Consider the following 26,203-nt stretch of genomic DNA (forward strand, 5'->3'; position numbering starts at 1 on the left):
GTGATATTTACCTTTGAGGGGACCAATTTATTCAATAAAATTAAAACGGAGAAAACTTTTAGTAAATATAAAAAAGTAATACCTTTGCAACCGGCAAGTCCTACACGACCAGCTCCTGCAAAATCCCCCAGGGTGGGAACGCAGCAAGGGTATGTGGTCGCAGCGGTGCGATGTAGGTAGCTTGCCTTTTTTTGTGCTCTAAAGTCACCTCCTTACAGATTGTTTTTTCCTGTCAAAACAGTTATCTTGCATCGACAATCGGGTGGCAAAATACCCATGTAAATCTCCTGCTATCATGAAGATTCTCCATACTGCCGACTGGCATATTGGCCAGCTCTTTCACGAATACGACCGGACCTACGAACACCGTAAATTTCTGGAATGGCTGGAAATCGTCTTAAGGGAAGAAAAAGTAGATGTACTGTTGATCAGCGGAGATGTTTTCGACCTGTCAAATCCCTCCGCCGCCTCGGTGAGATTGTTTTACAGTTTTCTCAGTCGCACTACTGCGGCCTGCCCAAACCTCCAGGTGATTATCACTGCGGGAAATCACGATTCAGCTTCTCGCTTAGAATCGCCTAAACCACTATTAGAATCCTCCAATATCCATATTGTAGGAGTGGTAGAAAAGAAGAGTGACGGCTCAATAGACTACGACAAACTACTCATTCCCATACGAGGGAAAAACGGAGAGACGGAAGCTTGGTGTATGGCCGTTCCCTTTTTGCGAATGGGCGACTACCCTCCGGTGGCAAACAGTACTAACCCTTATGCCGATGGGGTTGCAACCCTATACAACTCGCTCTATAATTATCTCCGTGAGGAAAAACAGCAGAAACAGCCTGTTATTGCAATGGGGCACCTTCACGCTCGCCAGGCAGAAATAAGCGATATGGACAAATCGGAGCGTCTTATCATGGGAGGAGTGGAATGTGTATCGGCATCGGCCTTTCCCGAAGGCATCTGTTATGTAGCTCTCGGACATATCCACAAAGCGCAGCGCATAGGGGCAAAAGAACATGTGAGATACAGCGGAAGTCCGATTCCCATGTCGTTCTCAGAGGTAAACTACAAGCATCAGGTCATGGTATTTGAGCTGGAAGGCAAGACTGTTGAAAATATTCAAAGCTTGGAAATTCCCGTGTCGACACCCCTCAAAAGAATTCCCGCTGTTCCGGAAAGTCTAGACGATGTACTCAGTGCAATTTCCCAGCTTCCAAATACATCCGACACCGATACTCCCCCCCCTTATCTCGAAGTAAGAGTATTACTGGAAGGACCAGAACCCTCCCTGCGACACCGCATTGAAACCGCTCTTCAGAGCAAAAACGTTCGCCTCACCCGGATAGATGTACACTATACTAGTGTGGATAAAAAGAATAACAATACCCCAAACAATCCGGAACAATTACAGGAATTACAACCTCTCCAAATCCTTGAAAAAACATACCACTCCAAGTATGGCAATACACTGCCAGACGATCTGAAAAAATTGTTTCAACACCTCAGTGCAGAACTCGCAGAGCAGGAATAGAGCTGAAGCAAAAACACTTTTATCCTCAAAGCTATTTTAATCGACCCTATTTGAATGAAAATACTCAGTGTACGCATCAAGAACCTCGCTTCCCTAGAAGGAATTACGGAAATAGACTTTACCGAAGAACCGCTAAGGTCGGCCGGGATCTTTGCCATCACCGGACCTACCGGTGCCGGAAAATCTACCATACTCGATGCCCTGTGCCTGGCATTGTACGCAAAAACGCCTCGATACCGGACAGCTGAAGGGGGAATTGACATCAACGATGTAGGCGAACACACCATAAAACAGGGCGATGTTAGGGGGATTCTAAGAGACGGTACTACAGACGGTTTTGCAGAGGTCGATTTTGAAGGAGTGGACAAACAGCTGTACCGCGCTACATGGAGTGTAAGAAGAGCGTACAACCGTCCCGACGGAAGCCTGCAACCCTACGACATAAAGCTGAAAAACATCAGTAATCGCACCGATATTCCGGGAAGAAAAATGGAAATTCTGGAAGAAATCGAACGCTGTGTAGGTCTCAATTTCGAACAATTCACCCGATCTGTCCTCCTAGCTCAGGGTGATTTTACCGCCTTTCTAAAAGCTGGAAAAGACGAGAAATCAGCTCTGTTGGAAAAACTGACCGGAACCTATGTGTACTCGCAGATTTCCAAACGGGTTTACGAAAATTACAAAGAGCAGGAACAATTGCTGCGCGACTTGCGCGTCAGGCACGAAAACACCGCAATACTCTCCCCGGAAGAAATTACAAAATTACTGGAACTCAAAAAGGAAAGCGAAACTGCTGCTGAACTACAGCAAAAGGAAGAAGAAGAACTATCCAAAGAACTCAGTTGGCACGAGAAAGACAATTCACTGCAACAGGAACAAGATAAAGCCGTTCAAGCATATCAACGGGCACAGCTAATTCGGAATGAGGCAGCTCCAAGAGAGCAATTACTCGACAAGCTAACCCGATTCCAAACCGTAAAACCTGCCGTAGACAACCTTAAATACATCCGTGAGCAACTGCAATCAAAACAGCAACAACTACAGGAGATTTCAAATAAGCTCACAGCGCTATCAGAACAAAAGAGCAAACTCAAACAACAATCCGATCAGATAGCATCCCGTTTGAAATCGGCCCTCAAAACTCAGGAAGAAACACGTCCATTAATCAGCAAGGCTAGAGATGCAGATATCAGAATTTTTGAGTTCAAAAAACAGCTAGACCAAGCGCAGAAAGAAAGTGAAGAAGCAAAAGGAGAATACAACCGCCAAAAGGACAAATTAGCCATACACACCCGCAATACGCAAGCTATACAAAACCGGCTAGACCAAATCGACCGCTGGTTAAAAGAGCATCAGTCCAGAAGAACAGTAGCCGAAGAACAGCAGTTTATCATCTCCAAGCTAAAAGATGCAGAAGTATCTCTGAGGGAGATACACTCTCTGCAATTACAACTACGAGACCTTCAAGGTAAACAAGAAAAAGTCTGTAAGGAACAAGACAGCCTTTCGCAAAGTCAAAAAACAATCCTCAACACACTGCAAAAACTTAAAGAGCACTGCAAAACACTGCAACAGACATTATCGCAAATCGATATTGCCACACTTGAAAAAGAACGCGACCGCCTTCATTCCACAGCCACAGATCTCAACACTTTAGCACTGCAATGGAACATTTGGCATGAGCACTTACAGCAAAAGAGTGCTACAGCGGAAAGGCTCGACGAGGAACGCAAAGCATACACTGAAAAAAGAGAACTGCTCTCTGCAACTACAAAGGAACTAGAAACAGCTACTGTGAAACACGATACTTCCGGGAAAATTCTGGAAAAAGCCAAGTTGACCGTTTCAGAAAATACCGACCGACTACGTCAAAGCCTAAGTCCGGGCGAAGCCTGTCCGGTATGTGGAAGTACCGAGCATCCTTATGCTGTGCACTCTCCCCTATCCGACAGACTATTGGAAGATTTAGAAACAGAGCATAGAAACGCTAAAGAACAACGCGATTCCCTGTTGGGAGCATACAACAAACTGGAACAAGCCATAGCGTTCCACAAAGCAAACATCCCTCTACTCAAAGCTGAGCTCTCATCGGAAGACGAAAAGATACGACAGGCAGAAGAAAAATGCCGGAACTCTGATGTCTACACCTCTCTGATTGCCCTCCCCGAAGATCGCAGATCAGAATGGATACAAGAAAAACAGAGCAGACAAAAAGAAAAACTAAAAATACTGGAGCAACAGATTAAAGCATACAACATCACCAAAAAACAATTGGAAGATGAAAAAGATAAACTAGAACAAAAACGATTGGAACTCTCTGCAGTAGAGAAGGAAATTAACGAGAAAGAAAAAGAACGCTCACTCGGAGAAGAAAAACTAGCCAGCCGAAGTCGAGAAGAACAAAAACTCACGACAGACTTACAACAAACCCGAAAGCTGCTCAAGCCGTATTTCCCTTCTGAGGAATGGTATGGACATTGGCAAAATAATCCGGAAACCTTTGTCGAGTGCATTGTCGAATTTGCCCGTGAATGGAAAACGCGTGCCGAAGAGCTGAGTTCCCGACAACGCGAGCTTGACGTGGCCAAAACCGACCAAAAACACCTCGAAGAACAGTTGGCACTTTCGGAAAAAACAGCAAAGCTAAAAACACAACAACTGTTAGATCTGCAATCGCAATACAACCAAATGCTCCAAAAACGCCGTTCACTTCTACAGGGCAAGGCAGCTGATGAGGTAGAAACTGAACTTGAACATAAGCTATCAAATGTACGAGAAGAACAGGAAAGTATCACCACTGTTTTCAACGAACTCAACCATAAACAAGCCGGTGAAAACACTCGGGGTGAAGAAGTAAAAAAAGAAATCGAAAGGCTACAAGGACAGGAGAGCAAATACGCATCTGAAATCGACTTATGGCTGGAATCACAGCCGGAACAACACTCCAAAAAACTGACTATAGAGGAGTTAGAACCCCTGCTCGAGTATTCTTATGAGTGGATAGAAGAAGAGCGAAATGCTCTTCACGAGCTGACCAACGCTGTAAATCAAGCGGCATCTATAGTGACTGAAAGGCGCAAAGCATTAGAACATCACAGAAGCCAACGCCCTTCCAAGCGATCGGAAGAAGAAGTGGTACAACTGCGCAATGCGGTTAGGAAAACACGGGAAGAACACAAAACCAAGATCGCCGAGATCAATTACAAGCTTAGAGATGACGAAAAACTCAAACAGGGACTTTCCCAGATTTTAAAAGATATTGAAAAACGGCAGCTCGTTTTCGACAACTGGGCAAAACTCAATGAGGTCATCGGGTCGGCAGACGGTAAGAAGTTTCGGCAAATCGCCCAAGAATACACCCTCGACTTACTGCTCGGCTATGCCAATGTACACTTAGAAGTACTCAGTAAACGCTATGTATTGCAGCGTATCCCAGATTCGCTGGGACTACAGGTATTGGACAAGGATATGGGAGATGAAATCCGCACTGTTTACTCCCTTTCCGGAGGGGAGTCCTTTCTGGTTTCTCTCGCCTTGGCCCTCGCCTTGGCCTCGCTGTCTTCTACTCGTATGAAAGTGGAGTCGCTGTTTATAGACGAAGGTTTCGGCTCACTCGATCCATCTACTTTAAACATCGCTATGGACGCCCTAGAACGCCTACACAATCAGGGGCGAAAAGTAGGGGTAATCTCCCACGTTCAGGAAATGACAGAACGCATTCCCGTACGTATCAATGTGCGGAAACAGCGAAACGGCAAGAGCAAGGTGGAAGTAAGTGGGTGGTAAGCCTAGTTCGAATTTTCACTAAAGTAAAGCAATTTGACGATTCCGTCAGAAAGTCCAATTTTAGGCACGTGTATTTTCTTTGCCCCACTCCATTTGGTCGCAGAAAGAAAAAGACGTGTAGCAGGAATGATTACATCGGCTCGGTCGGGATTGAGCCCTAGCTCTGAAATACGATCTTCATAGCTTATGCTCTGTAAAAATTGGTATTGTGCATTCAGCCAAATATACGACAAGGGCACCCCAGGTTCCCTGCCCGACATCTTGTAAAGTTTATTGATGTTTCCCCCTGATCCTATAAGAGATAGGTTTTTGAGTTTACGAGTATTGTTCTTTATCCATTTTTCAATCTCCTTCCAGACATTGTCCTCCACAATTTCGTTCAACAGCCGTACTGTCCCTATTTTAAAAGACTTAGACATGGCAATTTTGCCGTGGGTAAAAATGGTAAATTCTGTACTTCCACCTCCCACATCTACGTAGAGATACGAATTTTCACTGTCTATAAATTCGTGTAAGTCAGTAGAAGCAATAATGGCCGCTTCTTTTCTACCGTCGATAATCTCTATATGTATTCCCGATTTTCTTTCTATCTCCTCGGCCAATTCGTTGCCGTTATTTGCCTCTCTCATTGCCGAAGTAGCACAAGCCCTGTACTTTTCCACTCCGTGTACTTTCATCAGGAGTTTAAAAGCCTTCATGGCCTCTATCATTCTCAAGCTGTTGGCCTCCGAGATTTCTCCTACAGTAAAGGAATCCTGTCCGAGTCGGATAGGAACCCTTACCAAAGAGCTCTTTCTAAACTGAGGTTCTTTTCCTTCTTCTTCAATGACGTTATTTATAAGCAGCCTCACGCCATTTGAACCTATATCTATTGCTGCAAATTTTCTAATCCTCATCATAACAAGCTATTCCCCCTCTGCACTTTTGGTTGAGATCAAAGGGTTTGGTGTTTTACTTTACAGTTTTGGTCATTTTTTTTAAATAATATTCGTAAGTCGCGATTTGCGACCGTATTTCAGGACCTCTTTTTTCTCTATAGGCATTGTCTTGTGCAACAGACAACACCCTCGCCTTAATATTATCACTCCATCCAATCTCAAAGGTATCTATCAGCTCTTGTTTGATATCCTCGTCGTATATGGGGCAACTCACCTCTACTCTAAAATCGATATTTCTCGTCATCCAGTCTGCCGAAGAGATATATACTTTCGGATCTCCGCCATTTCCAAAAATATACAATCGAGGGTGTTCCAAAAATTTGTCTACTATGCTGATTACCTCGATATTCTCACTCATCCCAGGTACTCCGGGGATAAGGCAACAGGCGCCGCGTACAATCATTTGTATTTGTACCCCAGCCCTGCTGGCTTCATACAATTTATCGATCATTTTGTAGTTGGTAAGACTGTTCATCTTCAACTTGATATAAGCGTTATGCCCGGCTTGTTTATGGGCAATTTCACGATCTATCAGTTTGGCAAAAGTCTTTCCGGTATAATGTGGAGAAACGACGAGATGCTTGTATTTTCGTATCTTATAAGTGGTTTCAAAAAAGTCGAATACGGCATTGACCTCCTTGAGAATAGCCTGATTGGAAGTGAAAAGCGTATAGTCAGTATACACCTTTGCAGTCGATTCGTTAAAATTTCCAGTGCTTATAAATCCGTATCGACGCAGTTTGTCTTTTTCCTCCCGTTCGATAACGCATATCTTGCTGTGTACTTTAAGTCCCGGTACCCCGAATATCAGTTTTACACCTTCGTCCTGAAGCTGTTCGGCATATTCTATATTGGCCTCTTCATCGAAGCGCGCCTGCAATTCGATCTGTACTGTAACCTGTTTCCCATTTTTTACAGCATTGATAAGACTACTTGTTACCTGAGAGTGCCTAGCCAACCTGTAAACGGTAATCTTTATGCTCCTCACTCTAGGGTCGAGAGCCGCCTCGCGCAAAAAGCGTATCAGATAGGAAAAAGTGTGGTAGGGCGTAAACTGCAAATAATCTTTTTCGGCTATCTTGTCGAGTAGGCTTCCCTGAAGGCTCAGACCGTTTACCGGTAGTGGAGGCTGTTTGCTGTACAGCAGATCTTTTCTTCCCAAGCTGGGAAAGTCCATATAATCCCGGCGATTGTGGTAGCGCCCACCAGGAATCACACTATCCGTATTGGTGATGCGCATTTTTTCCTTTAAGAATTTGAGCGTGTCTTTATCGATCTTATCGTCGTATACAAACCGAACCGGCTCTCCAATCTCTCTGTCTTTTACACTACGAGAAATCTTATCGATAAAGCTTTTACTCAAATCGTTGTCTATATCCAATTCGGCATCTCGAGTAATCTTTATCATATGTGCAGATAGTGATTCGTAATTGAAAATACTAAAAATCTGCGGCAAACAATACCTCACCAAATCATCTAGCATAATGATGTACTGCTTGTTTTCTTCTTTAGGAAGCACTATAAACCTGTTGGCATCTCTGGGTATTTCGATAAGAGCATAACGTATCTCCCGAGTTCCAGAAGTCAAAATGCGTCTTATTCCCTGTTCCGAATCTTCATTTTTCATCTTCATTTTTACGGCCAAATAAGCAGCACTATCTTTCAGAAGAGGAAAATCTTCCAGTTCGTTGAGGATAATGGTAACCAAAGCCGGACTCACCTTCTGCACAAAGTAATCAGTAATGAATGCTTTTTGAGAATCAGACACCTCTGTCTCATCTATAATGAGTATGTCTTCCTCTTTGAGCTGTGATTCGATATCTCGCAATATCTCTTGGCTCTCAGCCTGCTGACGGATTACGATACGGGTAATATCGTCGAGCAAATCTTTGGCCACTTCTCCTCCCAAAGCGCTCTTTCCCTTTCTCCCTGCAAGAGCAATTCGCTTTACAGTGGCGTAACGCACCTTGAAAAACTCGTCGAGATTGTTGGAAAATATTCCCAGAAAACGAAGCCGTTCGATCAGCGGAACACTTTCATCTACTGCTTCCTGTAGTACGCGAGCATTAAACTGAAGCCAGCTCAACTCCCGGTTTATATATTGATTTTTAACTTCTGTCTTATCCATAGTTAACGCAAATGCTTTGGGAAAACCATCAGATCTGTTCTGCCGTTTTGAACCTCCGACCAGTGCTTTACATCAAACCTCATCCGCACCAGTCCACAGGTGGGGATATTGTCGGTAAAACGATCTCCCAGATTATTGGAAACCCCGGTCATGGCGTGATTGTGTCCAAAGATTACAATCTTCTTATAGTCGTCGTTCATCCCTTTGACAAACCTGCCCACCGAAGCCCCCGAAAAGTCGTATAACTCATCAGACAAACACAGTCTATCCCACGGAATCCCCAGGGTTCGCATAAAAATAGTACAGGTGTGTAAGGCTCTGTTGGCCGGACTAGAAAATACTACGTCGGGCATTTCCACCTTGCCGCGTATATGAGAGAACAATAGGATAGCATCGTTTACCCCCCTCTCCTTCAGCGGACGGTCTTTATCCTGCACCTCGTAATCCCAAGACGACTTGGCATGCCTGACAATGATAAGTTGCTTCATTACACCTGTAGTTTACTGCTTAGCCGATATAAGTATACACTTTTATTTGCAAAATATCAAGGTGCAAGACGCTCCTTTTTCCAATCGATTCCGTTTTCGAGCGTATATCTTATTCTGTCGTGCAATCGGTTGGGGCGACCTTGCCAGAACTCTACCGATGTAGGACATACCAAATACCCTCCCCAATGCTCCGGACGGGGTATATCTCTACCTTTGTATTCTACTTCGAGCGCTGCGAGTTTTTTTTCCAACACCTCTCTGTTATCTATCACTTCGCTTTGAGGTGAAGCCAAAGCCCCCAGTCTACTTCCTACGGGGCGCGATTCGAAATAACCATCAGATAAATTCTCGGCCAGTTTTTGGGCAGTGCCCTTAACAATGACCTGTCGCTCCAAATTAGGCCAGAAAAAAGAGAGACAAACCTTCGGATTAGCCTCAATAGCCCTCCCCTTTTCACTGTGGTAATTGGTGTAAAACACAAAGCCTTCATGAGTAAATTTCTTCAACAGCACTACCCGGTTTTTAGGATAGCCGTCGAGCCCTATAGTCGACACTGTCATGGCATTAGCTTCTTCTACCCCTCCTGCTTGCTCTACCTCGTAAAACCAGGTTTGAAACAATTGCATAGGGGCATCGGAGATATTTCCTTCTGTAAGCTCCTTTTTTTCGTATGATTTTCGGTAATCACTCAAATCCTTTTGCATAATACCTCTGTTTATAAGATAATATACAAAGATACCTTTTAGCCTCTAATACCCGATTAGCTAAGGTTAATTTATCTAAAAGATTTTTGGTTTTTTAGTTTTAAAAGACGAACACCTTTCCGTCGTCGGCAAGTTCTACATTTTCAAAAACAGCTGCAGCCTCTTCTCTAAACCACTCCAGATTGGAATAGCGTACCGAATAATGTCCGAGTATAAGTTTACCTACTGCAGCCATCTCCGCAATTTCTGCCGCCTGTTTGGCTGTAGAGTGACGCGTGGTTTCTGCCAGCGATTGGTGCTCTTCAAGAAAGGTAGACTCGTGGTACAACACATCTACTTTTTCTATAATCGGCACAATATCGGGCTTGTACATCGTATCGCTACAAAAGGCGTAACTCTTTGGTGCGGGAGGATCGAAACTCAATTGGGCATTGGGAATCACCTGTCCATTCTCCAGTTGTACGTCCTTTCCGCTCTTGATATTCCTAAAATAGCATTTGTCTATTCCGTATTCCTGAACCGCAACAGCATTGAGCTTTCGCTCTCCTGGTTTTTCCCGAAACACAAAACCGTTGGTATACACTCTGTGTTTGAGCGGCACTGTATATACCTCTACTTTGTCATCTTCAAAAATACAATCTGAAAACTCGGAGCTGAGCTCGTGAAAAATCAGCGGAAAATTAGTTCGCGACTTTCCCAATTTCAACATCAGGATTATGGCTTCTTTAATCCCTTTCGGGCCGTATATTTCGAGGGGTGCCTCCCTACCGAGTAGCACAAAAGTAGAGATCAGTCCGGGCAGTCCGTAAAAGTGATCTCCGTGCAAATGAGAGATAAAGATGTGCTTGATTCGGGCAAATTTCACACTGTGTCTTCTGAGCTGTACCTGAGTTCCTTCGCCACAATCGATAAGGAAGAGGTGATTCTTTATTTCCAACACCTGAGAAGTAGGGTTGGTAAAAGCCCTTGGCGTTGCAGAATAACATCCCAGAATAGTGAGTTTCATCAAAAGCAAATTAAAAAGAAGATCTTATAAGCCCAAATCTCGCTCTATTTCTTCCATTTCAATAATGTCGAGGGCTTCTTGCACAGTAGGCACTACTACCAACTCGTCGGGAATATCGTCTACACTTATTCCGTCGGATACAATCACAAAAGATTTATTGTCACTTCGGTGTTTTTTAGAAATTGCGTCCAACACCTTGAGGTCTGCCGCCTTCAGCCGATCGAGAGAAAACAAATTGACCACCAAATGATCGTTTTTCAGCTTGTGGTAAGCTTCTTCCAATCTGAGATAAAAATCGTCAACCCCGCCTTTTTCATGGGTTACTACCGTCGTATTGTCATTAGGTTTATCGATTATCATAAGGTTAATTTTTAATCTTCGACGCCAACAGATAGATAACCGCCATACGTATGGCTACTCCGTTCTCCACCTGATTGAGTATAATAGCCTGTTTAGAATCGGCCACATCACTGGTAATTTCCACTCCTCTGTTTATCGGACCGGGGTGCATGATGACGATCTCTTTATCTAGAGAATCCAACAAAGCCTTGTCTACTCCAAATTGCTGAGTATACTCTCGTGTGGACGGAAAATAGCTGATGTCCATACGCTCGTTCTGTACCCTGAGCATATTGGCTACATCGCACCACTGCAGGGCTTTTCTCAGGTCGGGCTCTACCTCAACACCGAGGGTTTCTATGTATTTAGGAATCAGAGTAAGCGGACCACATACCTTTACATTGGCACCCTGTAGCTTTAGCGCAAAAATATTGGACAGTGCTACTCGAGAGTGCAGTATATCTCCGACAATAACCACATTTTTTCCGGCCACGTCTCCCAATCTCTCCCTGATAGAATACGAGTCTAACAAGGCCTGAGTAGGATGCTCGTGAGCACCGTCTCCGGCATTTACAATACTGGCTTGAATATGCTGAGAAAGGAATACTCCCGCCCCAGGATTGGGATGTCGCATAACTACCATATCCACCTTCATGGAAAGGATGTTATTGACCGTATCGATCAGTGTTTCTCCTTTTTTTACCGAAGATTGAGCCGCCGAAAAATTGATCACATCGGCCGAGAGCCTTTTTTCCGCCAATTCAAAAGACAGACGGGTACGTGTACTGTTTTCAAAAAACAGGTTGGCTATAGTAATATCTCTCAGCGATGGCACCTTTTTAATAGGTCTGTTGATCACCTCCTTAAAATGATCGGCAGTTTCAAAGATAAGTTGGATATCCGCTTCGGTGATATACTTAATCCCCAATAAGTGATTGACACTTAATTCGCTCATATTTTAGACTTGTATTTTTGTAGTTTCGAGTACACTGCTGTACTGTGTCTTTTACAAGGGTTGGCCCTTTTCCCAAGGTCATATCAGCACCTAATCCTCTACCAGATATATCACATCTTCACCCTCGTTCTCTTCCCACATCACCTTCACCTTCTCGCAGTTAATAGCATCCACCTGCCTGCCTCTATAATCTGGCTGAATGGGCAAATGTCGGCTAAACCTCCTGTCGATAAGCGTGAGTAATTCTATTTCTGCAGGCCTTCCAAACGACTGTATGGCCGTCAGTGCCGCTCTTATGCTTCTCCCTGTGTACAACACATCGTCTATAAAGACTACCTTTCTGTCTTCTACCAGAAAATCGATCTGGGTTTTATTGGCTTCAAGGGGTTTATCACTCCTTCTAAAATCGTCTCTGTAAAATGTAATATCCAGATAACCCAACTGTATGTTTTCTATACCGTAGGAATCCCTGAGCAGACGAGCTAGTCTATCGGCCAAGTACTTCCCTCTGGGCTGGATACCGATGAGCACGGTATTTTTAAAATCGAGGTGATTTTCGACAAGCTGACAAGCCAGTCGATGTAGTATGATGTGAATTTCTCTGGAAGAAAGCAGAACTTTTTGACTCATGTTTCCCATCGTATTTCGCCCGTAAAAGTACGGATTTATATGAAACTTACGGAGCCCTCAACTATATTATTTTATCTGGTATGCGACAAGCTCGATCTACTTGTCACACCTCCAACAGATATATCGTCAATTGAAAACTACCTATTTTATCAGACGACCTTATACTTTACGACACATCCTGATTATCTTTGCAATTTACCAAAGACCATATTAATGCACAAAATAGACAGCAAAACGCTGCAGGATCTCGAATTTTCTACGGTATTGTCACATATCGAAGAGCGGTGTACTACCGTGGGAGGGAAAAGCAAGGCGCTCGACATACTTCCGTTTTCCAAAAGGACAGCGCTATTAGATGCCTTGCAACAAACTTTTGAATACGTCGCTTCCTTTGAAAACAACAATGCCATACCCGGGCATTATTTCGATCCGATAGACCAAGAAATAAAATTGCTCGGCATTGAAAACACCGTGATAGAAACCGGAAACTTCAGAAAAATAGCTGGAATTTCACAAACGGTAAACACACATATACTGTTTTTTAGAAAATTTGAAGAGTATTACCCTACCCTCCACAAAAAAGCCGAACACATCCATCTCACCCGAGATATTATAGAAAAGATCAATGCGGTTATCGATCGTTTTGGAGAAGTAAAAGACGATGCTTCTACGACACTTACTGGCATCAGAAAAACGATCAATGAAGTAAGAGGCAAAATCAATCAAAGTTTTCTAAGTGCTCTACAAAATTACAACAGCTCGGGCTATCTCGACGACATTCGGGAAACAGTGGTAGAAAACAGACGGGTACTCGCTGTAAAAGCCATGTATCGAAAAAAGGTGAAGGGTAGCATTATGGGAAGTTCAAAAACCGGAAGCATAGTGTATATCGAGCCCGAGACCACTTTGAAATACTCTCGCGAACTGAGCAATCTGGAGTATGATGAAAAAGAAGAGATAAAAAAAATAATGCGGGAACTGACCGATTTTTTAAGACCCTATACCCCGCTTCTGGAGGACTATTGCGAGTTTCTTTCCGATATAGACATCATCGCCGCCAAGGCCAAATACGCCGGTGAGATGAATGCTGTATTGCCCAAAATCACAGAAGACAAAGAGGTTCACCTCATCGAGGCCTATCACCCCTTGCTCTATCTTACAAATGCTAAGAAAGGAGAAAAAACCTATCCACAGACTATCTCCCTACACAGTGAAAACCGCATTATTGTGATTTCCGGCCCCAATGCAGGAGGAAAGAGTATAACCCTTAAAACGGTGGGCTTGTTACAACTCATGCTCCAAAGTGGTATGTTGGTACCTGTTCATCCGAGAAGCAGTATGTGTCTGTTCGACCGTATTCTAACCGACATCGGGGATAATCAGTCGATAGAAAACCACTTGAGCACCTACAGTTATCGCTTGAAAAACATGAATTATTTTCTGCGCAAATGCAATGCGCAAACCCTTTTCTTAATCGATGAATTCGGAACCGGAAGTGATCCAGAGCTAGGTGGAGCACTCGCAGAAACTTTCCTCGAAGAATTTTACCACCGAGAAGCCTTTGGCATTATCACCACTCACTATGCCAATCTGAAAATGCTGGCCAACGAACTTCCCTATGCCTCCAATGCCAATATGCTTTTTGACAGTAAAAGTCTGGAACCTGTATATCGCCTAATTGTAGGAGAGGCTGGAAGCTCCTTCACTTTTGAGGTCGCACAGAAAAACGGTATCCCCTACAGCCTTATCAACAGAGCTAAGAAAAAAATAGAGAGAGGAAAAGTGCGTTTTGACGCCACCATAGCTAAGCTGCAAAAAGAGCGAAATAAAATGGAAAAAACTTCCCAGCAGCTAAAAGACGAGGAAGTACGCGCTCGGGAAGAGGCCAGCCGCTTGGAAGAACTCAATCGGAAAATACAGCACAAATTGGAGAGTTACCAGCAATTATTCGATCACAATCAGCGCATGGTATACCTCGGGAACAAGGTAAACGACATCGCCGAAAAATATTTTAACGACAAGAAGAAAAGACCTTTAATCTCTGAGTTTTTAAGGATAGTAGAAACTGAAAACAGCAAACGCAGTCCCAAGGCCCCCAAGGTAAAAAGGAAGGAAAAACAAGAACAGGAAAAGCTGGTTAAGGAGGTCGAGAAAAAGGTGGAAGTTATCAGGGAAAAGAAAAAGAAAGAGAAAAAGGAACATATCCTCAAGGAAAAAAACAGTCCAAAACCAATACTCAAAATAGGCGACCGCGTGCGTATGACCGACGGAAAAGCTGTCGGTACCATAGACAGTATAGAAAAGAAAAAAGCCGTGGTGAATTACGGAATTTTTACCACCAGTGTAAACCTCGACCAACTCGAACTGGTGCAAGCAGCTAAAAAGTAGACTAACCTACTAAACCACCCGCTCTATATGCGCTCCTATGGCTTGCAAACGGCGGTCTATCGCCTCATAGCCCCTATCTATTTGTTCGATATTGTGTATGGTAGAAGTCCCCTTTGCTGAAAGTGCCGCTATGAGCAGTGCTACACCCGCTCTGATATCGGGAGAGCTCATCGTTGTCGCCTTCAGTCTCGACTTAAAGTCGTGCCCGATTACCGTAGCTCGGTGTGGGTCGCACAGAATAATTTTAGCTCCCATATCGATGAGTTTATCCACAAAGAAAAGGCGGCTTTCAAACATTTTCTGATGAATGAGTACACTTCCCCGCGACTGGGTTGCTACGACGAGCACTATACTCAACAAATCGGGGGTAAATCCCGGCCAAGGTGCATCAGACACGGTGAGTATGGAACCATCTATATAATTCTGTATCTCGTAGCCTTCGGTATGGGCGGGAATATAGATATCGTCATCTCTTTTTTCGAGTGTAATTCCCAATTTTCTGAATACTCCAGGAATCTGCCCTAGGCTTCCCCAACCTACATTCTTGATGGTCAGTTCGCTCTGCGTCATGGCAGCCAGACCTATCCAACTCCCTATTTCAATCATATCGGGTAGCATGGTATGCGTGGTTCCCGAAAGCTTATCTACACCTTCTATGGTCAGCAGATTGGATCCCACACCACCGATCTTCGCCCCCATCCGGTTTAGCATATTACACAATTGTTGCAGATAAGGTTCGCAGGCCGCATTGTATATAGTTGTGGTGCCTTCGGCCAGTACAGCTGCCATAACTATATTGGCAGTACCGGTTACCGAAGCCTCGTCCAACAGCATATACGTCCCTTTTAAGCGTTCGGCTTCTACGCCGTAAAAGTACTCTTCTCTATTGTAGCGGAAACGAGCTCCCAATTTGATCAGCCCTTCAAAATGCGTATCTAGCCTTCTCCTTCCAATTTTGTCTCCTCCTGGTTTGGGAATATATCCTTTTCCAAATCTGGCCAAGAGCGGTCCTACAATCATAATCGATCCGCGCAATCCCCTACCGTCTTCCTTAAACTGCTCCGATTGCAGATAGCCTAAGTCTACCTGATCTGCGATAAAGCGATAGGCACCTCTACCCAGTTTTTCAGTTTTCACTCCCAGGCGTTCCAACAAGCCGATAAGCTTGTTTACATCTAAGATATCAGGAATATTGTGTATCTCTACCGGTTCATCAGTTAGCAGTACGGTACACAAAACCTGTAAAGCTTCGTTTTTAGCACCTTGCGGAACGATCTCTCCTTGGAGTGTATGTCCTCCTTCAATACGAAATATACCCATTAAGCGATCAGATTTTAAAACCTCCGGTCTCCTAAAATACGACTTTGAGGCTGCCAATTAGACATTTTCTAATAACGTTTCTTATTTCTGTTATTATTATTCTTATTGTTATTGCGGTTGTTTTTCTGTCCGGATTTCCCGTTGAATTTAGATTTTCCTCGCATCAGGTCGTCGCTATCAGACAAATCTTCATCCCATTTTGCCAGATTGATACTCCCTCCACTGAGCTCGTAAAGGTGTTCAAAGATCACTTCATCTTCAACAGTATCTTTGTTCCAATTCAGGAAACTCTTTTTCATGTGATTGGCGATGGTGTATTTGAGCCCTTCTTTGAGGTCACTCTCTTCCCAGCTGTTACACACATCGATCATACGCTTGATATTATTGCCGTAAAATCTGTATTTAGGATGGTTTTGCGGATAGCCCAAAGGCTCAGGTTTCTGTTCCAAAAATTCCCTTTCTGGCTTGGGATAAGGAGAATCTACATCGAGTTGAAAATCTGAAATGATAAAAAGCTGATCCCACAGCTTGTGTTGAAAATCGGGCACATCTCTCAAATGGGGATTCAAGTTACCCATAACTCCAATAATGGCCTTGGCCACCTTATTGCGCTCATCGCGGTCTTCAATAGCTACCGCATAATCTATCATCTTTTGAATATGTCGCCCATATTCGGGAATAATAAGCCTTTGGCGTTCTGTATTGTATTCTAAACTATCTGTCAAAATATATATGATATTTAATTAATCTTTAAAGACGAAGTCGCAAGCCGCGCATCGGGAAGTTGGTGTAACAGTGTGCAAAGTAATGATTTTTCATCACATAAACAGCAGAAGTTTAAAGAGATATCACGCCTTCAACCTTACCCACCTCCTGGTATTTTTCGATTACTGCATCTGCGCTTTTCATAACTACCTCAACCGAAACTGAAGTGTATTTACCGTTGGATGACATTCTCGTGTTTATTACCGCACCGGCATTGTCGAAGATTTTCTCTATTTCAGATATTTTTTCCCGATTTGAGGGTACGATAAATTTATAGAGATATTTAGACGGCCAAGCAGTATAGTTTTCCAACTCTTCTTTTAACCTCTTGTAAAATTGTTCTTCTTTTTCTGAAGCCATATAACAGGGAATATCTTTTTTTAGATTCGAAATTGAATCAATGGGAAATTTTGCTGTACGATACGACAAAGATACATTATCCGAATTAATATACCAGACAACATCTGTCAAAAACAAATTTCCACATTACACGAGCATTTGTTTATTTTGCACTTTCTGAAAGCGATATGGCACAGACAAATAAAATAGTTCTGACAGGGGGACCCGGGACGGGTAAAACCACAGTAATACAGGAGTTGGAAAAACAGGGGCACATCTGTTTTTCCGAAGTTTCAAGACAGGTTACGCTTGAAGCGCAGAAACAGGGTGTAACTCAACTCTTTCTCGACGATCCACTATTGTTCAGTCTAAAACTCATTCAAGGTCGTGAACAGCAGTACCAGACAGCGAAAACACAGACTTCAGAAAAAGTATTTCTCGACCGCGGAGTCCACGATGTTATTGCCTATATGCACTATGCCAAAACCGACTGTCCTCCAGCCTTTTCTGAAATCTGTAAAAAATGCCAATACGACACCGTGTTCTTGTTTCCTCCTTGGGAGGAAATTTACGTATCCGACAACGAGCGTTACGAAAGCTTTGAACAAGCGAGTGCCATACACGCTTTCATAAAATCTACCTATATTGCATTCGGACATCAACCTGTAGAGGTTCCTAGAGGTACCGTAGAGGAGCGGGTGGATTTTATCCTGAAGCGGCTTGACAAAGTCGAGTAACAAATTCTGTTTGCCAGGACATTTTTACAACAAGAGGTATTGTTTAACTAATTCGGAACACCACGACAGAACCACTGTACATATTACAGAAATACTGGGGACACAAATCCTTCAGATCGCCCCAACAAGAGGTTATCAACAGCTTGATTAATCGTCGGGACGCACTCGTTTTGCTTCCTACCGGAGGAGGAAAATCGATCTGTTTTCAGGTACCTGCACTGACCAGTGAGGGCATTTGTATTGTCATTTCCCCGCTGATTGCTCTAATGCGAGACCAGGTTCAAAATCTAAAAAGCAGAGGAATAAAAGCAGTAGCACTTGTCGGGGGAATGCGCTATGAGGAAGTAGACGCTGTCTTAGACAATTGCATATACGGAAATTATAAATTCCTCTACCTTTCCCCCGAAAGACTACAGCAAGAATTGGTAATAGAACGCCTAAAACAAATGTCTATAAACCTGATAGCCATCGACGAAGCGCACTGTATATCGCAGTGGGGAAACGACTTTCGTCCGGCCTATCGCAACTGCGGTCTTCTCAAAGAGATGTTTCCCGATGTGCCTCTAGCTGCTCTCACCGCCTCTGCAACCAAAAAGGTAGTCGATGACATTCTTGAAAACCTCCATATCCCCAAGGCCAGCATATACAAAAAATCGTTTGCCAGACCCAATATCGCCTATATGGTTTTTGAGGAAGAAGACAAATTGTATCGCCTGCTGCAAATTTTGCGCAAAAACCCTCAGTCATCTATAGTGTACGTACGAAATAGGAAAGCCACCGTAGACATTGCAGAACACCTCAACGCCAAAGGTATTACCGCTGGTTTTTTTCACGGAGGTATTCCCACTGCAGACAAAGAAGAAAAGTTACGCCTATGGCTAAACGGTGATCTACAGGTTATGGTGGCTACAAATGCCTTTGGTATGGGAATAGACAAACCCGATGTCAGGACCGTAATCCACATGAATCTTCCAGAAAGCATGGAGAGCTATTATCAAGAAGCCGGAAGGGCTGGCAGAAACGGCAACAAGTCGTTTGCCATAGTGCTAAAACACCCTGGAGATGAATCGATTCTAAAAAAACAATTTCTCGAACAACTGCCCGACGTCGCCTTTGTAAAGCAGGTATACCGCAAACTTAACAACTACTTTCAGATATCGTACGGAGAAGGAGAAAACGCCGAATTTTTCTTCAACTTCAATCGTTTCTGCAGCACTTACCAACTGAATATATCACGCACATACAACAGTTTAAAGCTGCTGGACAGGAATTCGGTAATTTCCCTTTCAGAACAGTTTGACAAAAAAACAACGCTGCAATTTACAGTATCTTCAGCAAGGCTTTTTCACTACTTGGAGACAAACCCAAGCATAGCGGCAACAACCCAGGCAATACTTCGCACCTACGGCGGCGTGTTTGAAAGCGAAACTCGTATCGCACCACAATTGATTGCCAAAAAACTAAATGTGCCAGAAGCACAGATACTAAATGCGCTGGAGCAACTGGCAAAAGATGATATCATTGCCTATCAGGCCGAAAACACCGATGCCAAAATCAGTTTTCTCGTACCCAGGGAAGACGATATCACCATCAATATTATTGCTGAAAACATAAAAAAACAAAATCGGCAAAAACAGGAAGAGGTAGCTTCGGTCATACGGTATATGGACAATGACAAAGACTGTAAGAGTAGACAAATACTGTCTTATTTTGGGGAGACCGACACTGCCAATTGCGGAATATGCTCGGTATGTATTGGCAGCAGTGATCATCACATCTCGGCTGAAACCTGGAAAACAATAGCAGAAGAAATTGTAAAAACGCTAAAAACAGCCCCCAAAAGTTCGAGAGAACTCACCGAAGTACTTACTTTTGAAGAACCGTATATTTTAAGAGTACTAAAAGGGATGCTCGAAGAAGACAAAATACGTATTGACGACAAAAACCAGTACCAGCTCAAAAGCTGAAACTAAAAAAAGACCTATGCAAAACCTCAATATTGTTTTTATGGGAACTCCCGATTTTGCTGTGGAGAGCCTAAAAATACTCGTAGAAAACGGCTGTCGTATTGCGGCTGTAATCACTGCACCCGACAAACCGGCCGGAAGAGGACGAAAACTACAACAGTCGGCCGTAAAACAATATGCCATCACTCAAAACCTGAAAGTACTTCAGCCTACAAATCTCAAAGATCCGGAATTTTTAAGTGAACTGAGAGCTCTAAACGCTAACTTGCAGGTAGTAGTCGCCTTCAGAATGCTGCCCGCTGAAGTCTGGAAAATGCCTGAATTTGGCACTTTCAACCTTCACGCTTCACTATTGCCCGACTATCGCGGAGCAGCTCCTATAAACTGGGCTATTATGAATGGGGAAACGGTAACCGGAGTGACCACATTTTTTATAGACGACAAGATAGACACCGGAGAAATCATTATGTACGACAAAACCGAGATTACTCCCGAAGACAATGCCGGAACCCTTCACGACAAACTGATGACAATAGGTGCTCGCTTAGTGCTAAAAACCGTACAGGCGATATCCGAAAACAAACTGAGCCCTCAAAAACAGCACGAACCCGATGAGCACAAGAAAGCCGAAAAGATCTACAAAGACACTTGCCGAATAGACTGGGATCGCCCCATTAAAGAAATATACAATCACATCCGCGGTTTGAGTCCCTATCCCGGAGCTTGGACTACGATTGAAGATCAGGGAGAAGAGATTTCGGTCAAGATCTTGGCTGCAAGAGCTGAAACCACAGCACAGCAGCAAAATCCAAAAAAACTAATTGTCGACAAAAACAGTCTGAAAGTTACAGTAAAGGAAGGCTATATTCACCTTCTCGAAGTACAACTCCCCGGAAAGAGAAAAATGGCGGTTACCGACCTGCTCAACGGACATCATTTTGGTTCGGAATGTACTGTAAACTAAACTCATGCGTATACAAATTACTATTTAAGAGAGGAAAAACTTACGTGTTATCAACATTTTTTTGAAGTTATTAACAAAAAAGGCGATTTACAGCGGTTTTACTTGCGTTATAACGAAATCCGTATAAATTTGTGTAGCTTTTAAACCGATGTTTAACCAACAGTTAATTTTTAAATTCTTAATATTATGAACAAAACGGAATTAATCGATGCCATGGCTGCAGACGCCGGTATCACTAAGGCTGCAGCAAAAAAAGCTCTAGAATCTTTCTTGGGAAGTGTTGAAAAAACTCTAAAAAAAGGAGATAAAATATCCCTCGTAGGATTTGGTTCATGGTCTGTATCCAAAAGGGCAGCTCGTGAAGGACGCAATCCTCAAACAGGAAAAACCATCAAAATCGCAGCCAAAAATGTGGTTAAATTTAAAGCTGGGGCAGAATTGAGCAAGGCTGTAAACTAATCAGTCCCTTTTAAAATACACGATTTGAACACCTGCTATGCGGGTGTTTTTTTTAGCCTATTCCCTCATTTTCTCCTTCTAAAAATTTGTTTTTAGCAATTTTTTATTTAGATTTAGGGGAAAGAATCGCCCATGATTGCCTTAAAACCCAAAAAAGGACATTTACTGATAGCTGAACCTTCCATTATAGGTGATGTATCGTTTAACAGGTCGGTAGTACTGCTGGCCGAACACAACAAACAGGGATCTATAGGATTTATTCTCAACAAACCGCTCTCTTTTCGCCTCAACGATATTGTACCCGGTGTAGACCGTCCGCTCAAAGTGTACAACGGCGGACCTGTAGAGCAAGACAATTTATATTTTATCCACAAAGTTCCCAAACTCATCGCCAACAGTATAGAAATATCCAATGGCATATATTGGGGTGGTGATTTTGAGGTCATTATTGAGCTGATAAACAGCGGAGAAATCAGAAGTGTAGACATTAAATTCTTTCTGGGCTATGCAGGGTGGCAAGTGGCCCAACTCGAAAAAGAATTGGAATCTAATTCGTGGATAATCTCAGAAAACACCCATAAGACAAGTGTGATAAGAAAGGCATCTGCCTCCTTCTGGAAAGAAAAGATGGTCGAATTTGGAGGTGATTATCTACTCTGGTCCAACGCCCCGGAGAATCCAAATTTGAATTGATGTTGTTGGGTTATTGAATTGTTGAGTTGTTTGGTTATTGAGTATTACCTAAATAACTTATTAACCTACTAACCTATCCCCCCAGACGGATATGCATATTGAGTTTCCCCAAGAGATCTCGACTCACTTCTGTAGCGAACCGTTTTTTTCTATAAGCCGTTACCGGACAAATTCCCTTGATGACATTGGTGATAAAGAGTTCATCAGATTTTTGTAGTTCAAAGGGTGATATCGAAGTCTCTTCCAGGGTGTAATTGTCCAATTTAGACAGTATACCAATCAGTTGCTTTCTCATAACACCATTGATACAACCATCGCTTAAAGGCGGAGTTTTTACAGTTGTTTCTTTAACCAAAAAGACATTGCCGTTTATCGCCTCTACCACATTTTTCTTTTCGTTGAGCAACAGGCAATTGTCGTAGTCATTCTCCTCGGCATAAATTGAAGCCAACACATTGACAATTCGATTGTTGCTCTTTAGTGTAGAGAGCAAGCCCGAGTTCACCCAATGATCCTTGTAGAGTTCGACAATCTCTTCCTTCTCCTCCAAAGTGTAAAAAGGATTTTTTAAGGGCGCCGTTTCTATCACGTATTCTACCCCTCCGGACTCCGGGAGGTAGAATCCTCCAGACTTTCTGTGTACTGCGAGGCGAACCCTTACCGCTGTGCTGTCTTGGTCATTCTCTACTATAGTTCTCCTTATTTCCTCCTCCAAGAATTCCATCGTAAAATTCATCGGAATATCCATGCGGAGTATCCGCATAGAAGCCATCAATCGCAAGTAGTGTTCTTCCCAGAAAAATATCTTGGCATTGACCACCCTAATGGTTTCAAAAAGTCCGTCGCCATAGCGCCATGCCCTGTTTTGCTGGTTTAAGAAAAGAGAAGAATCCGGTAGTAATTCGCCGTTAAAATTGACCATAAAAAAACCCTGAATTAAATTCAGGGCAAATATACTGGTTAATACATAAATATCACTACGCAGAACCGAGAACCTGCTTGAGGTCGGCCACCTGGTTTTCCCAGAGCATTCTCGCCTCGTCCAATTCGTCTTCTTCAGTAAAATCGGTAATCATCAGCGATACGTCTTTGGTAATTTCATCGACCACAATCTTGAGTTCAAAATAAGAATCATCTTCTGCCTCTGTCCATTTAAATTTGACAGATTCTCCGCTTTTTTTGCGGACGAGTTTCGCCTTTTCTTCACTGTCGTCCCATATAAAGGTATACATTTCACCTCGTGAGTTTACATTGTCGGCAAACCATTCAGACAAACCTGATGGAGTTGATATATACTGATATAAAAGTTGAGGAGAAGACTGTATTTGAAACTCGAGTTCGTATTTTATTTTGTCCTGCATATCTATTCGTATTTATAGTCGGACAATATAACCATTTCTCCCATAAAACCTAAATTTATAGTATAAAATATTTTTTTCTTCAGCTATTGGTCATACCCAATTTTGTTTCTATATTTGCAGCCGCAAAGTTTGAATTACACATCGCGACTTTGCAAAGATGGCGAGGTAGCTCAGATGGTTAGAGCGCAGGATTCATAACCCTGAGGTCACGGGTTCAATTCCCGTCTTCGCTACTAAACAGGAGAAGTGATTAAATTTATCGCTTCTCCTGTTTTTATTTTAGGGTTAGACGTTTTTGCTTATACTGATTTCAATACATTTGCAAAGCTAAAAAACAACCTGAGAACAAGTGTTTCAACCGTGAGAGATCAAGAGATAACACAATCTGGAAAATTGCCGATAATGGCGCTTTTGGCACTTAGTGTATCTGGCTTTATCGCCATTATCACAGAGACTATGCCCGCGGGATTACTACCTCAAATCAGCGAAGGACTCGGGGTTTCGCAGGCCTATGCTGGGCAGTTTATCTCTACCTATGCCCTGGGCTCCGTTTTGGCTGCCATTCCGATAATAAGTATGACGAGGAATTGGGACAGAAAACCGTTATTACTAATGGCTATTGCCGGCTTTTTTCTGTTCAACTTGGCGACCTTCCTTTTACACAATTACATCATACTGCTGGCCATACGTTTTTTGGCAGGTGTTAGCGCCGGAATAATCTGGGGTTCACTCACCGGATATACCGTTCGCTTGGTATCTGTGGAAAATGTAGGAAAATCTCTGGCTATAGTCGGAGTCGGACAACCTATTGCCTTGTCGCTCGGCGTTCCACTAGCTACATGGCTGGGAAATATAATCGGATGGAATACTGTTTTTTTTATAGCATCGATATTGTCCTTATTGCTAATATTTTGGATAGTGATATTCGTGCCGAATGTCTCCATAGAAAACAAGACAAAATCAGTTCCTTTTAAAACAGTTTTTTCCAACAAAAGCATTCAAAAGATATTGATGGCAACGCTGTTTTGGATTTTGTCGCACAATCTGTTGTACACCTATATCTCTCCATTTTTAGAAGCTAGTAAACTCTCTGATCAATTGGATATAATGCTGTTCCTATTCGGCATATCTTCCATTGTCGGAATTTGGCTTACCGGGCATTTTATCGACAGACACTTAAAGAGAGTTACACTCATAAATCTCATACTTTTCGGCATAGCCGGAGTGTTGATGCTATTTGGAAATACCCATAGCGCTTTTATCTATATCGGCATTACGCTATGGGGATACTCGTTTGGCGGAGCTCCGACATTGCTGCAAAAAGACTTGGCCGATGTAGCCAAAGACCACGTAGACATCGCACAGTCTATGTTTGTTACCGTTTTTAACATAGCTGTTGCGGGAGGTGGGGTTTTTGGCGGATTGCTACTAGCACATCTAGGAGTTCAGTTTATTGTTATACTATTTATCATCCTAGCTATATCCACGCTATTTCTATCTTTTGGAAGAAAACCGACCAAAGCAAAATAACCGAAGAGAGCAAACTTGCAACCTACTCTAAATACAACAGAAATTATTAATGTAATTTTGTAAGAGTAGGCACAATACTACAAGTGAACAAATGGAACAAATCCGAAAATATTTTGAGCGGTCATTTAAACTGACCGACCGAGATTGGCAGATCTTCTCTTCCAAACTCATCTGTCGGGATTTTCCCAAAAAGCACACTCTCCTAAAAGTTGGAGAGGTAGAAAACAAGCTTTCGTTTATCAAAACAGGGATAGTGCGTTTTTACATTCCAAGAGAAGAAAACGACCTCACCTTTTCTTTTTCCTTTGACAACAGTTTTGTGAGTGGTTACAATTCTTTTCTAAGTCGAAAACCATCAACATACTGCATAGAAACACTGGCAAAAACCACACTGTGGCAACTTACCTACGACGATTTACAGGAGATTTACAGAGAAACTGAAATCGGCAACGCCATAGGGCGACAGGCAAGCGAAGAATTGTTTTTAAAAAAATCACAAAGAGAGCTTTCCCTACTCAATGAAACAGCCGAACAGCGATATCTCAATCTTTTTACCGAGCAACCGGAATTAATAAAGGACATCCCATTAAAATACATCGCTTCATACATAGGCATCACCCCACAGGCGCTGAGCAGAATACGAAGGAGAATTTCTTAACCTAAGTTCATTGCTTTGCCCGAAACGGGAAACGAACTTTGTAGAAAAAGAATAAAAATGAAACCACTAACAGTATTGCTTGGAGCATTTGTTGTTTCACTGGTGATTACAAAAGTATTTCGAGGCTCTTTTGAACTGGCTTTATCGGGCAGAATTGCCATGGCTGTAATGCTGGTGTTTACCGCTATAGGACATTTTGCTTTCACCAAAGGAATGTCGTTGATGATACCGGAATTTATTCCCTTCAAAACAGAGATTGTCTATCTGACAGGAATTGCGGAAATCGCTTTTGCAATCGGACTTTTATTGCCTAATTACCGAGTTATAACCGCTTGGTCGCTTATCATCTTTCTCATATTAGTACTCCCGGCAAATATCTGGGCTGCAATAAAGCAATTAGACTATCAAAGAGCTACATTCGATGGAAATGGATTGGCTTATCTGTGGTTTAGAATACCCCTGCAAATACTTTTTATCGTTTGGACTTACCTATTGGCGATTTATAAATCATGAC

General features: G+C 42.8%; 24 protein-coding genes, 1 tRNA gene and 1 other RNA gene. 13 read left to right on the forward strand and 13 right to left on the reverse strand.

Going from position 1 to position 26,203, the window contains the following annotated elements:
- The first annotated feature begins 91 nt into the window (after positions 1-91).
- From ffs to ACYZZR_RS00280, 3 genes are all read left to right on the forward strand, one after another.
- Positions 92-190, forward strand: an RNA gene (gene ffs, locus ACYZZR_RS00270) — signal recognition particle sRNA small type.
- Positions 191-295: 105 nt separating this feature from the next.
- Positions 296-1,534 (forward strand): exonuclease SbcCD subunit D, encoded by a 1,239-nt coding sequence (locus ACYZZR_RS00275; RefSeq protein ID WP_461531985.1) that lies wholly within the window; start codon positions 296-298, stop codon positions 1,532-1,534.
- A gap of 54 nt (positions 1,535-1,588) precedes the next feature.
- Positions 1,589-5,320, forward strand: coding sequence for an AAA family ATPase (locus ACYZZR_RS00280; protein WP_461531986.1), 3,732 nt, complete (start codon positions 1,589-1,591; stop codon positions 5,318-5,320).
- Between the two features lie 2 nt (positions 5,321-5,322).
- On the opposite strand, the gene ACYZZR_RS00285 is transcribed toward ACYZZR_RS00280, so the two are convergent.
- From ACYZZR_RS00285 to pyrR, 8 genes are all read right to left on the reverse strand, one after another.
- Entirely contained in the window at positions 5,323-6,219 is an 897-nt protein-coding gene (locus ACYZZR_RS00285) for a Ppx/GppA phosphatase family protein (RefSeq protein WP_461531987.1), read from the reverse strand.
- Between the two features lie 52 nt (positions 6,220-6,271).
- The gene (gene ppk1, locus ACYZZR_RS00290; protein ID WP_461531988.1) at positions 6,272-8,386 is read right to left on the reverse strand and encodes a polyphosphate kinase 1; all 2,115 of its coding nucleotides are present in this window, start codon (positions 8,384-8,386) and stop codon (positions 6,272-6,274) included.
- A gap of 2 nt (positions 8,387-8,388) precedes the next feature.
- Positions 8,389-8,874: a SixA phosphatase family protein gene (locus tag ACYZZR_RS00295; protein ID WP_461531989.1), complete on the reverse strand. Its 486-nt coding sequence runs from the start codon at positions 8,872-8,874 to the stop codon at positions 8,389-8,391.
- Between the two features lie 56 nt (positions 8,875-8,930).
- Positions 8,931-9,578: a pyridoxamine 5'-phosphate oxidase gene (gene pdxH, locus ACYZZR_RS00300; protein ID WP_461531990.1), complete on the reverse strand. Its 648-nt coding sequence runs from the start codon at positions 9,576-9,578 to the stop codon at positions 8,931-8,933.
- A 100-nt stretch (positions 9,579-9,678) separates the two neighbouring features.
- Positions 9,679-10,584: a ribonuclease Z gene (locus ACYZZR_RS00305; RefSeq protein WP_461531991.1), complete on the reverse strand. Its 906-nt coding sequence runs from the start codon at positions 10,582-10,584 to the stop codon at positions 9,679-9,681.
- Positions 10,585-10,608: 24 nt separating this feature from the next.
- A complete protein-coding gene (locus tag ACYZZR_RS00310) occupies positions 10,609-10,944 on the reverse strand; it encodes a ribonuclease Z (protein WP_461531992.1) in 336 nt (111 codons plus the stop codon).
- A gap of 4 nt (positions 10,945-10,948) precedes the next feature.
- On the reverse strand, positions 10,949-11,878 hold the full coding sequence (locus ACYZZR_RS00315) for an aspartate carbamoyltransferase catalytic subunit (protein ID WP_461531993.1): 930 nt from the start codon (positions 11,876-11,878) through the stop codon (positions 10,949-10,951).
- Between the two features lie 90 nt (positions 11,879-11,968).
- On the reverse strand, positions 11,969-12,508 hold the full coding sequence (gene pyrR, locus ACYZZR_RS00320; RefSeq protein WP_461531994.1) for a bifunctional pyr operon transcriptional regulator/uracil phosphoribosyltransferase PyrR: 540 nt from the start codon (positions 12,506-12,508) through the stop codon (positions 11,969-11,971).
- 213 nt (positions 12,509-12,721) lie between these two features.
- Here pyrR and ACYZZR_RS00325 point away from each other — a divergent pair, with 213 nt between their 5' ends.
- Positions 12,722-14,896: an endonuclease MutS2 gene (locus ACYZZR_RS00325; protein ID WP_461531995.1), complete on the forward strand. Its 2,175-nt coding sequence runs from the start codon at positions 12,722-12,724 to the stop codon at positions 14,894-14,896.
- A 9-nt stretch (positions 14,897-14,905) separates the two neighbouring features.
- On the opposite strand, the gene murA is transcribed toward ACYZZR_RS00325, so the two are convergent.
- The 3 genes from murA to ACYZZR_RS00340 all read right to left on the reverse strand — a co-directional run bounded on the left by murA (position 14,906) and on the right by ACYZZR_RS00340 (position 17,341).
- On the reverse strand, positions 14,906-16,216 hold the full coding sequence (murA, locus tag ACYZZR_RS00330; protein ID WP_461531996.1) for a UDP-N-acetylglucosamine 1-carboxyvinyltransferase: 1,311 nt from the start codon (positions 16,214-16,216) through the stop codon (positions 14,906-14,908).
- 68 nt (positions 16,217-16,284) lie between these two features.
- Positions 16,285-16,941, reverse strand: a complete 657-nt coding sequence (locus ACYZZR_RS00335) for a DUF4290 domain-containing protein (RefSeq protein ID WP_461531997.1) — start codon at positions 16,939-16,941, stop codon at positions 16,285-16,287.
- 112 nt (positions 16,942-17,053) lie between these two features.
- On the reverse strand, positions 17,054-17,341 hold the full coding sequence (locus tag ACYZZR_RS00340; RefSeq protein ID WP_461531998.1) for a DUF493 family protein: 288 nt from the start codon (positions 17,339-17,341) through the stop codon (positions 17,054-17,056).
- Positions 17,342-17,508: 167 nt separating this feature from the next.
- Between ACYZZR_RS00340 and ACYZZR_RS00345 the strand changes: the two genes are divergently transcribed.
- The 5 genes from ACYZZR_RS00345 (at position 17,509) to ACYZZR_RS00365 (ending at position 22,140) form a co-directional block, all read left to right on the forward strand.
- Entirely contained in the window at positions 17,509-18,057 is a 549-nt protein-coding gene (locus tag ACYZZR_RS00345; RefSeq protein WP_461531999.1) for an AAA family ATPase, read from the forward strand.
- Positions 18,058-18,137: 80 nt separating this feature from the next.
- The gene (locus tag ACYZZR_RS00350) at positions 18,138-20,024 is read left to right on the forward strand and encodes a RecQ family ATP-dependent DNA helicase (RefSeq protein WP_461532271.1); all 1,887 of its coding nucleotides are present in this window, start codon (positions 18,138-18,140) and stop codon (positions 20,022-20,024) included.
- A gap of 16 nt (positions 20,025-20,040) precedes the next feature.
- On the forward strand, positions 20,041-20,988 hold the full coding sequence (fmt, locus tag ACYZZR_RS00355) for a methionyl-tRNA formyltransferase (RefSeq protein WP_461532000.1): 948 nt from the start codon (positions 20,041-20,043) through the stop codon (positions 20,986-20,988).
- A gap of 186 nt (positions 20,989-21,174) precedes the next feature.
- Positions 21,175-21,447, forward strand: coding sequence for an HU family DNA-binding protein (locus ACYZZR_RS00360; RefSeq protein WP_461532001.1), 273 nt, complete (start codon positions 21,175-21,177; stop codon positions 21,445-21,447).
- Between the two features lie 132 nt (positions 21,448-21,579).
- Positions 21,580-22,140, forward strand: coding sequence for a YqgE/AlgH family protein (locus ACYZZR_RS00365; protein WP_461532002.1), 561 nt, complete (start codon positions 21,580-21,582; stop codon positions 22,138-22,140).
- Positions 22,141-22,213: 73 nt separating this feature from the next.
- On the opposite strand, the gene ACYZZR_RS00370 is transcribed toward ACYZZR_RS00365, so the two are convergent.
- Positions 22,214-23,062 (reverse strand): aminotransferase class IV, encoded by an 849-nt coding sequence (locus ACYZZR_RS00370; RefSeq protein WP_461532003.1) that lies wholly within the window; start codon positions 23,060-23,062, stop codon positions 22,214-22,216.
- Positions 23,063-23,117: 55 nt separating this feature from the next.
- A complete protein-coding gene (locus tag ACYZZR_RS00375; protein WP_461532004.1) occupies positions 23,118-23,501 on the reverse strand; it encodes an START-like domain-containing protein in 384 nt (127 codons plus the stop codon).
- A gap of 159 nt (positions 23,502-23,660) precedes the next feature.
- On the opposite strand from ACYZZR_RS00375, the gene ACYZZR_RS00380 reads away from it, so the two are divergent.
- From ACYZZR_RS00380 to ACYZZR_RS00395, 4 genes are all read left to right on the forward strand, one after another.
- Positions 23,661-23,734, forward strand: a tRNA-Met gene (locus ACYZZR_RS00380).
- Positions 23,735-23,747: 13 nt separating this feature from the next.
- The gene (locus ACYZZR_RS00385; RefSeq protein ID WP_461532005.1) at positions 23,748-25,031 is read left to right on the forward strand and encodes an MFS transporter; all 1,284 of its coding nucleotides are present in this window, start codon (positions 23,748-23,750) and stop codon (positions 25,029-25,031) included.
- Between the two features lie 91 nt (positions 25,032-25,122).
- Positions 25,123-25,689, forward strand: coding sequence for a Crp/Fnr family transcriptional regulator (locus tag ACYZZR_RS00390; RefSeq protein WP_461532006.1), 567 nt, complete (start codon positions 25,123-25,125; stop codon positions 25,687-25,689).
- A 57-nt stretch (positions 25,690-25,746) separates the two neighbouring features.
- The gene (locus ACYZZR_RS00395) at positions 25,747-26,202 is read left to right on the forward strand and encodes a DoxX family protein (protein ID WP_461532007.1); all 456 of its coding nucleotides are present in this window, start codon (positions 25,747-25,749) and stop codon (positions 26,200-26,202) included.
- Position 26,203 lies beyond the last annotated feature (1 nt).

The organism is Sinomicrobium sp. (assembly GCA_029266035.1).
In the GTDB taxonomy this organism is placed as follows: domain Bacteria; phylum Bacteroidota; class Bacteroidia; order Flavobacteriales; family Flavobacteriaceae; genus Sinomicrobium.

Coding starts and splice junctions, on each gene's coding strand:
- ACYZZR_RS00275 (WP_461531985.1), top strand. CDS start 296: ATGAAGATTCTCCATACTGCCGACTGGCATATTGGCCAGCTCTTTCAC.
- ACYZZR_RS00280 (WP_461531986.1), top strand. CDS start 1,589: ATGAAAATACTCAGTGTACGCATCAAGAACCTCGCTTCCCTAGAAGGA.
- ACYZZR_RS00285 (WP_461531987.1), bottom strand. CDS start 6,219: ATGATGAGGATTAGAAAATTTGCAGCAATAGATATAGGTTCAAATGGC.
- ppk1 (WP_461531988.1), bottom strand. CDS start 8,386: ATGGATAAGACAGAAGTTAAAAATCAATATATAAACCGGGAGTTGAGC.
- ACYZZR_RS00295 (WP_461531989.1), bottom strand. CDS start 8,874: ATGAAGCAACTTATCATTGTCAGGCATGCCAAGTCGTCTTGGGATTAC.
- pdxH (WP_461531990.1), bottom strand. CDS start 9,578: ATGCAAAAGGATTTGAGTGATTACCGAAAATCATACGAAAAAAAGGAG.
- ACYZZR_RS00305 (WP_461531991.1), bottom strand. CDS start 10,584: ATGAAACTCACTATTCTGGGATGTTATTCTGCAACGCCAAGGGCTTTT.
- ACYZZR_RS00310 (WP_461531992.1), bottom strand. CDS start 10,944: ATGATAATCGATAAACCTAATGACAATACGACGGTAGTAACCCATGAA.
- ACYZZR_RS00315 (WP_461531993.1), bottom strand. CDS start 11,878: ATGAGCGAATTAAGTGTCAATCACTTATTGGGGATTAAGTATATCACC.
- pyrR (WP_461531994.1), bottom strand. CDS start 12,508: ATGAGTCAAAAAGTTCTGCTTTCTTCCAGAGAAATTCACATCATACTA.
- ACYZZR_RS00325 (WP_461531995.1), top strand. CDS start 12,722: ATGCACAAAATAGACAGCAAAACGCTGCAGGATCTCGAATTTTCTACG.
- murA (WP_461531996.1), bottom strand. CDS start 16,216: ATGGGTATATTTCGTATTGAAGGAGGACATACACTCCAAGGAGAGATC.
- ACYZZR_RS00340 (WP_461531998.1), bottom strand. CDS start 17,341: ATGGCTTCAGAAAAAGAAGAACAATTTTACAAGAGGTTAAAAGAAGAG.
- ACYZZR_RS00345 (WP_461531999.1), top strand. CDS start 17,509: ATGGCACAGACAAATAAAATAGTTCTGACAGGGGGACCCGGGACGGGT.
- fmt (WP_461532000.1), top strand. CDS start 20,041: ATGCAAAACCTCAATATTGTTTTTATGGGAACTCCCGATTTTGCTGTG.
- ACYZZR_RS00360 (WP_461532001.1), top strand. CDS start 21,175: ATGAACAAAACGGAATTAATCGATGCCATGGCTGCAGACGCCGGTATC.
- ACYZZR_RS00365 (WP_461532002.1), top strand. CDS start 21,580: ATGATTGCCTTAAAACCCAAAAAAGGACATTTACTGATAGCTGAACCT.
- ACYZZR_RS00370 (WP_461532003.1), bottom strand. CDS start 23,062: ATGGTCAATTTTAACGGCGAATTACTACCGGATTCTTCTCTTTTCTTA.
- ACYZZR_RS00375 (WP_461532004.1), bottom strand. CDS start 23,501: ATGCAGGACAAAATAAAATACGAACTCGAGTTTCAAATACAGTCTTCT.
- ACYZZR_RS00390 (WP_461532006.1), top strand. CDS start 25,123: ATGGAACAAATCCGAAAATATTTTGAGCGGTCATTTAAACTGACCGAC.
- ACYZZR_RS00395 (WP_461532007.1), top strand. CDS start 25,747: ATGAAACCACTAACAGTATTGCTTGGAGCATTTGTTGTTTCACTGGTG.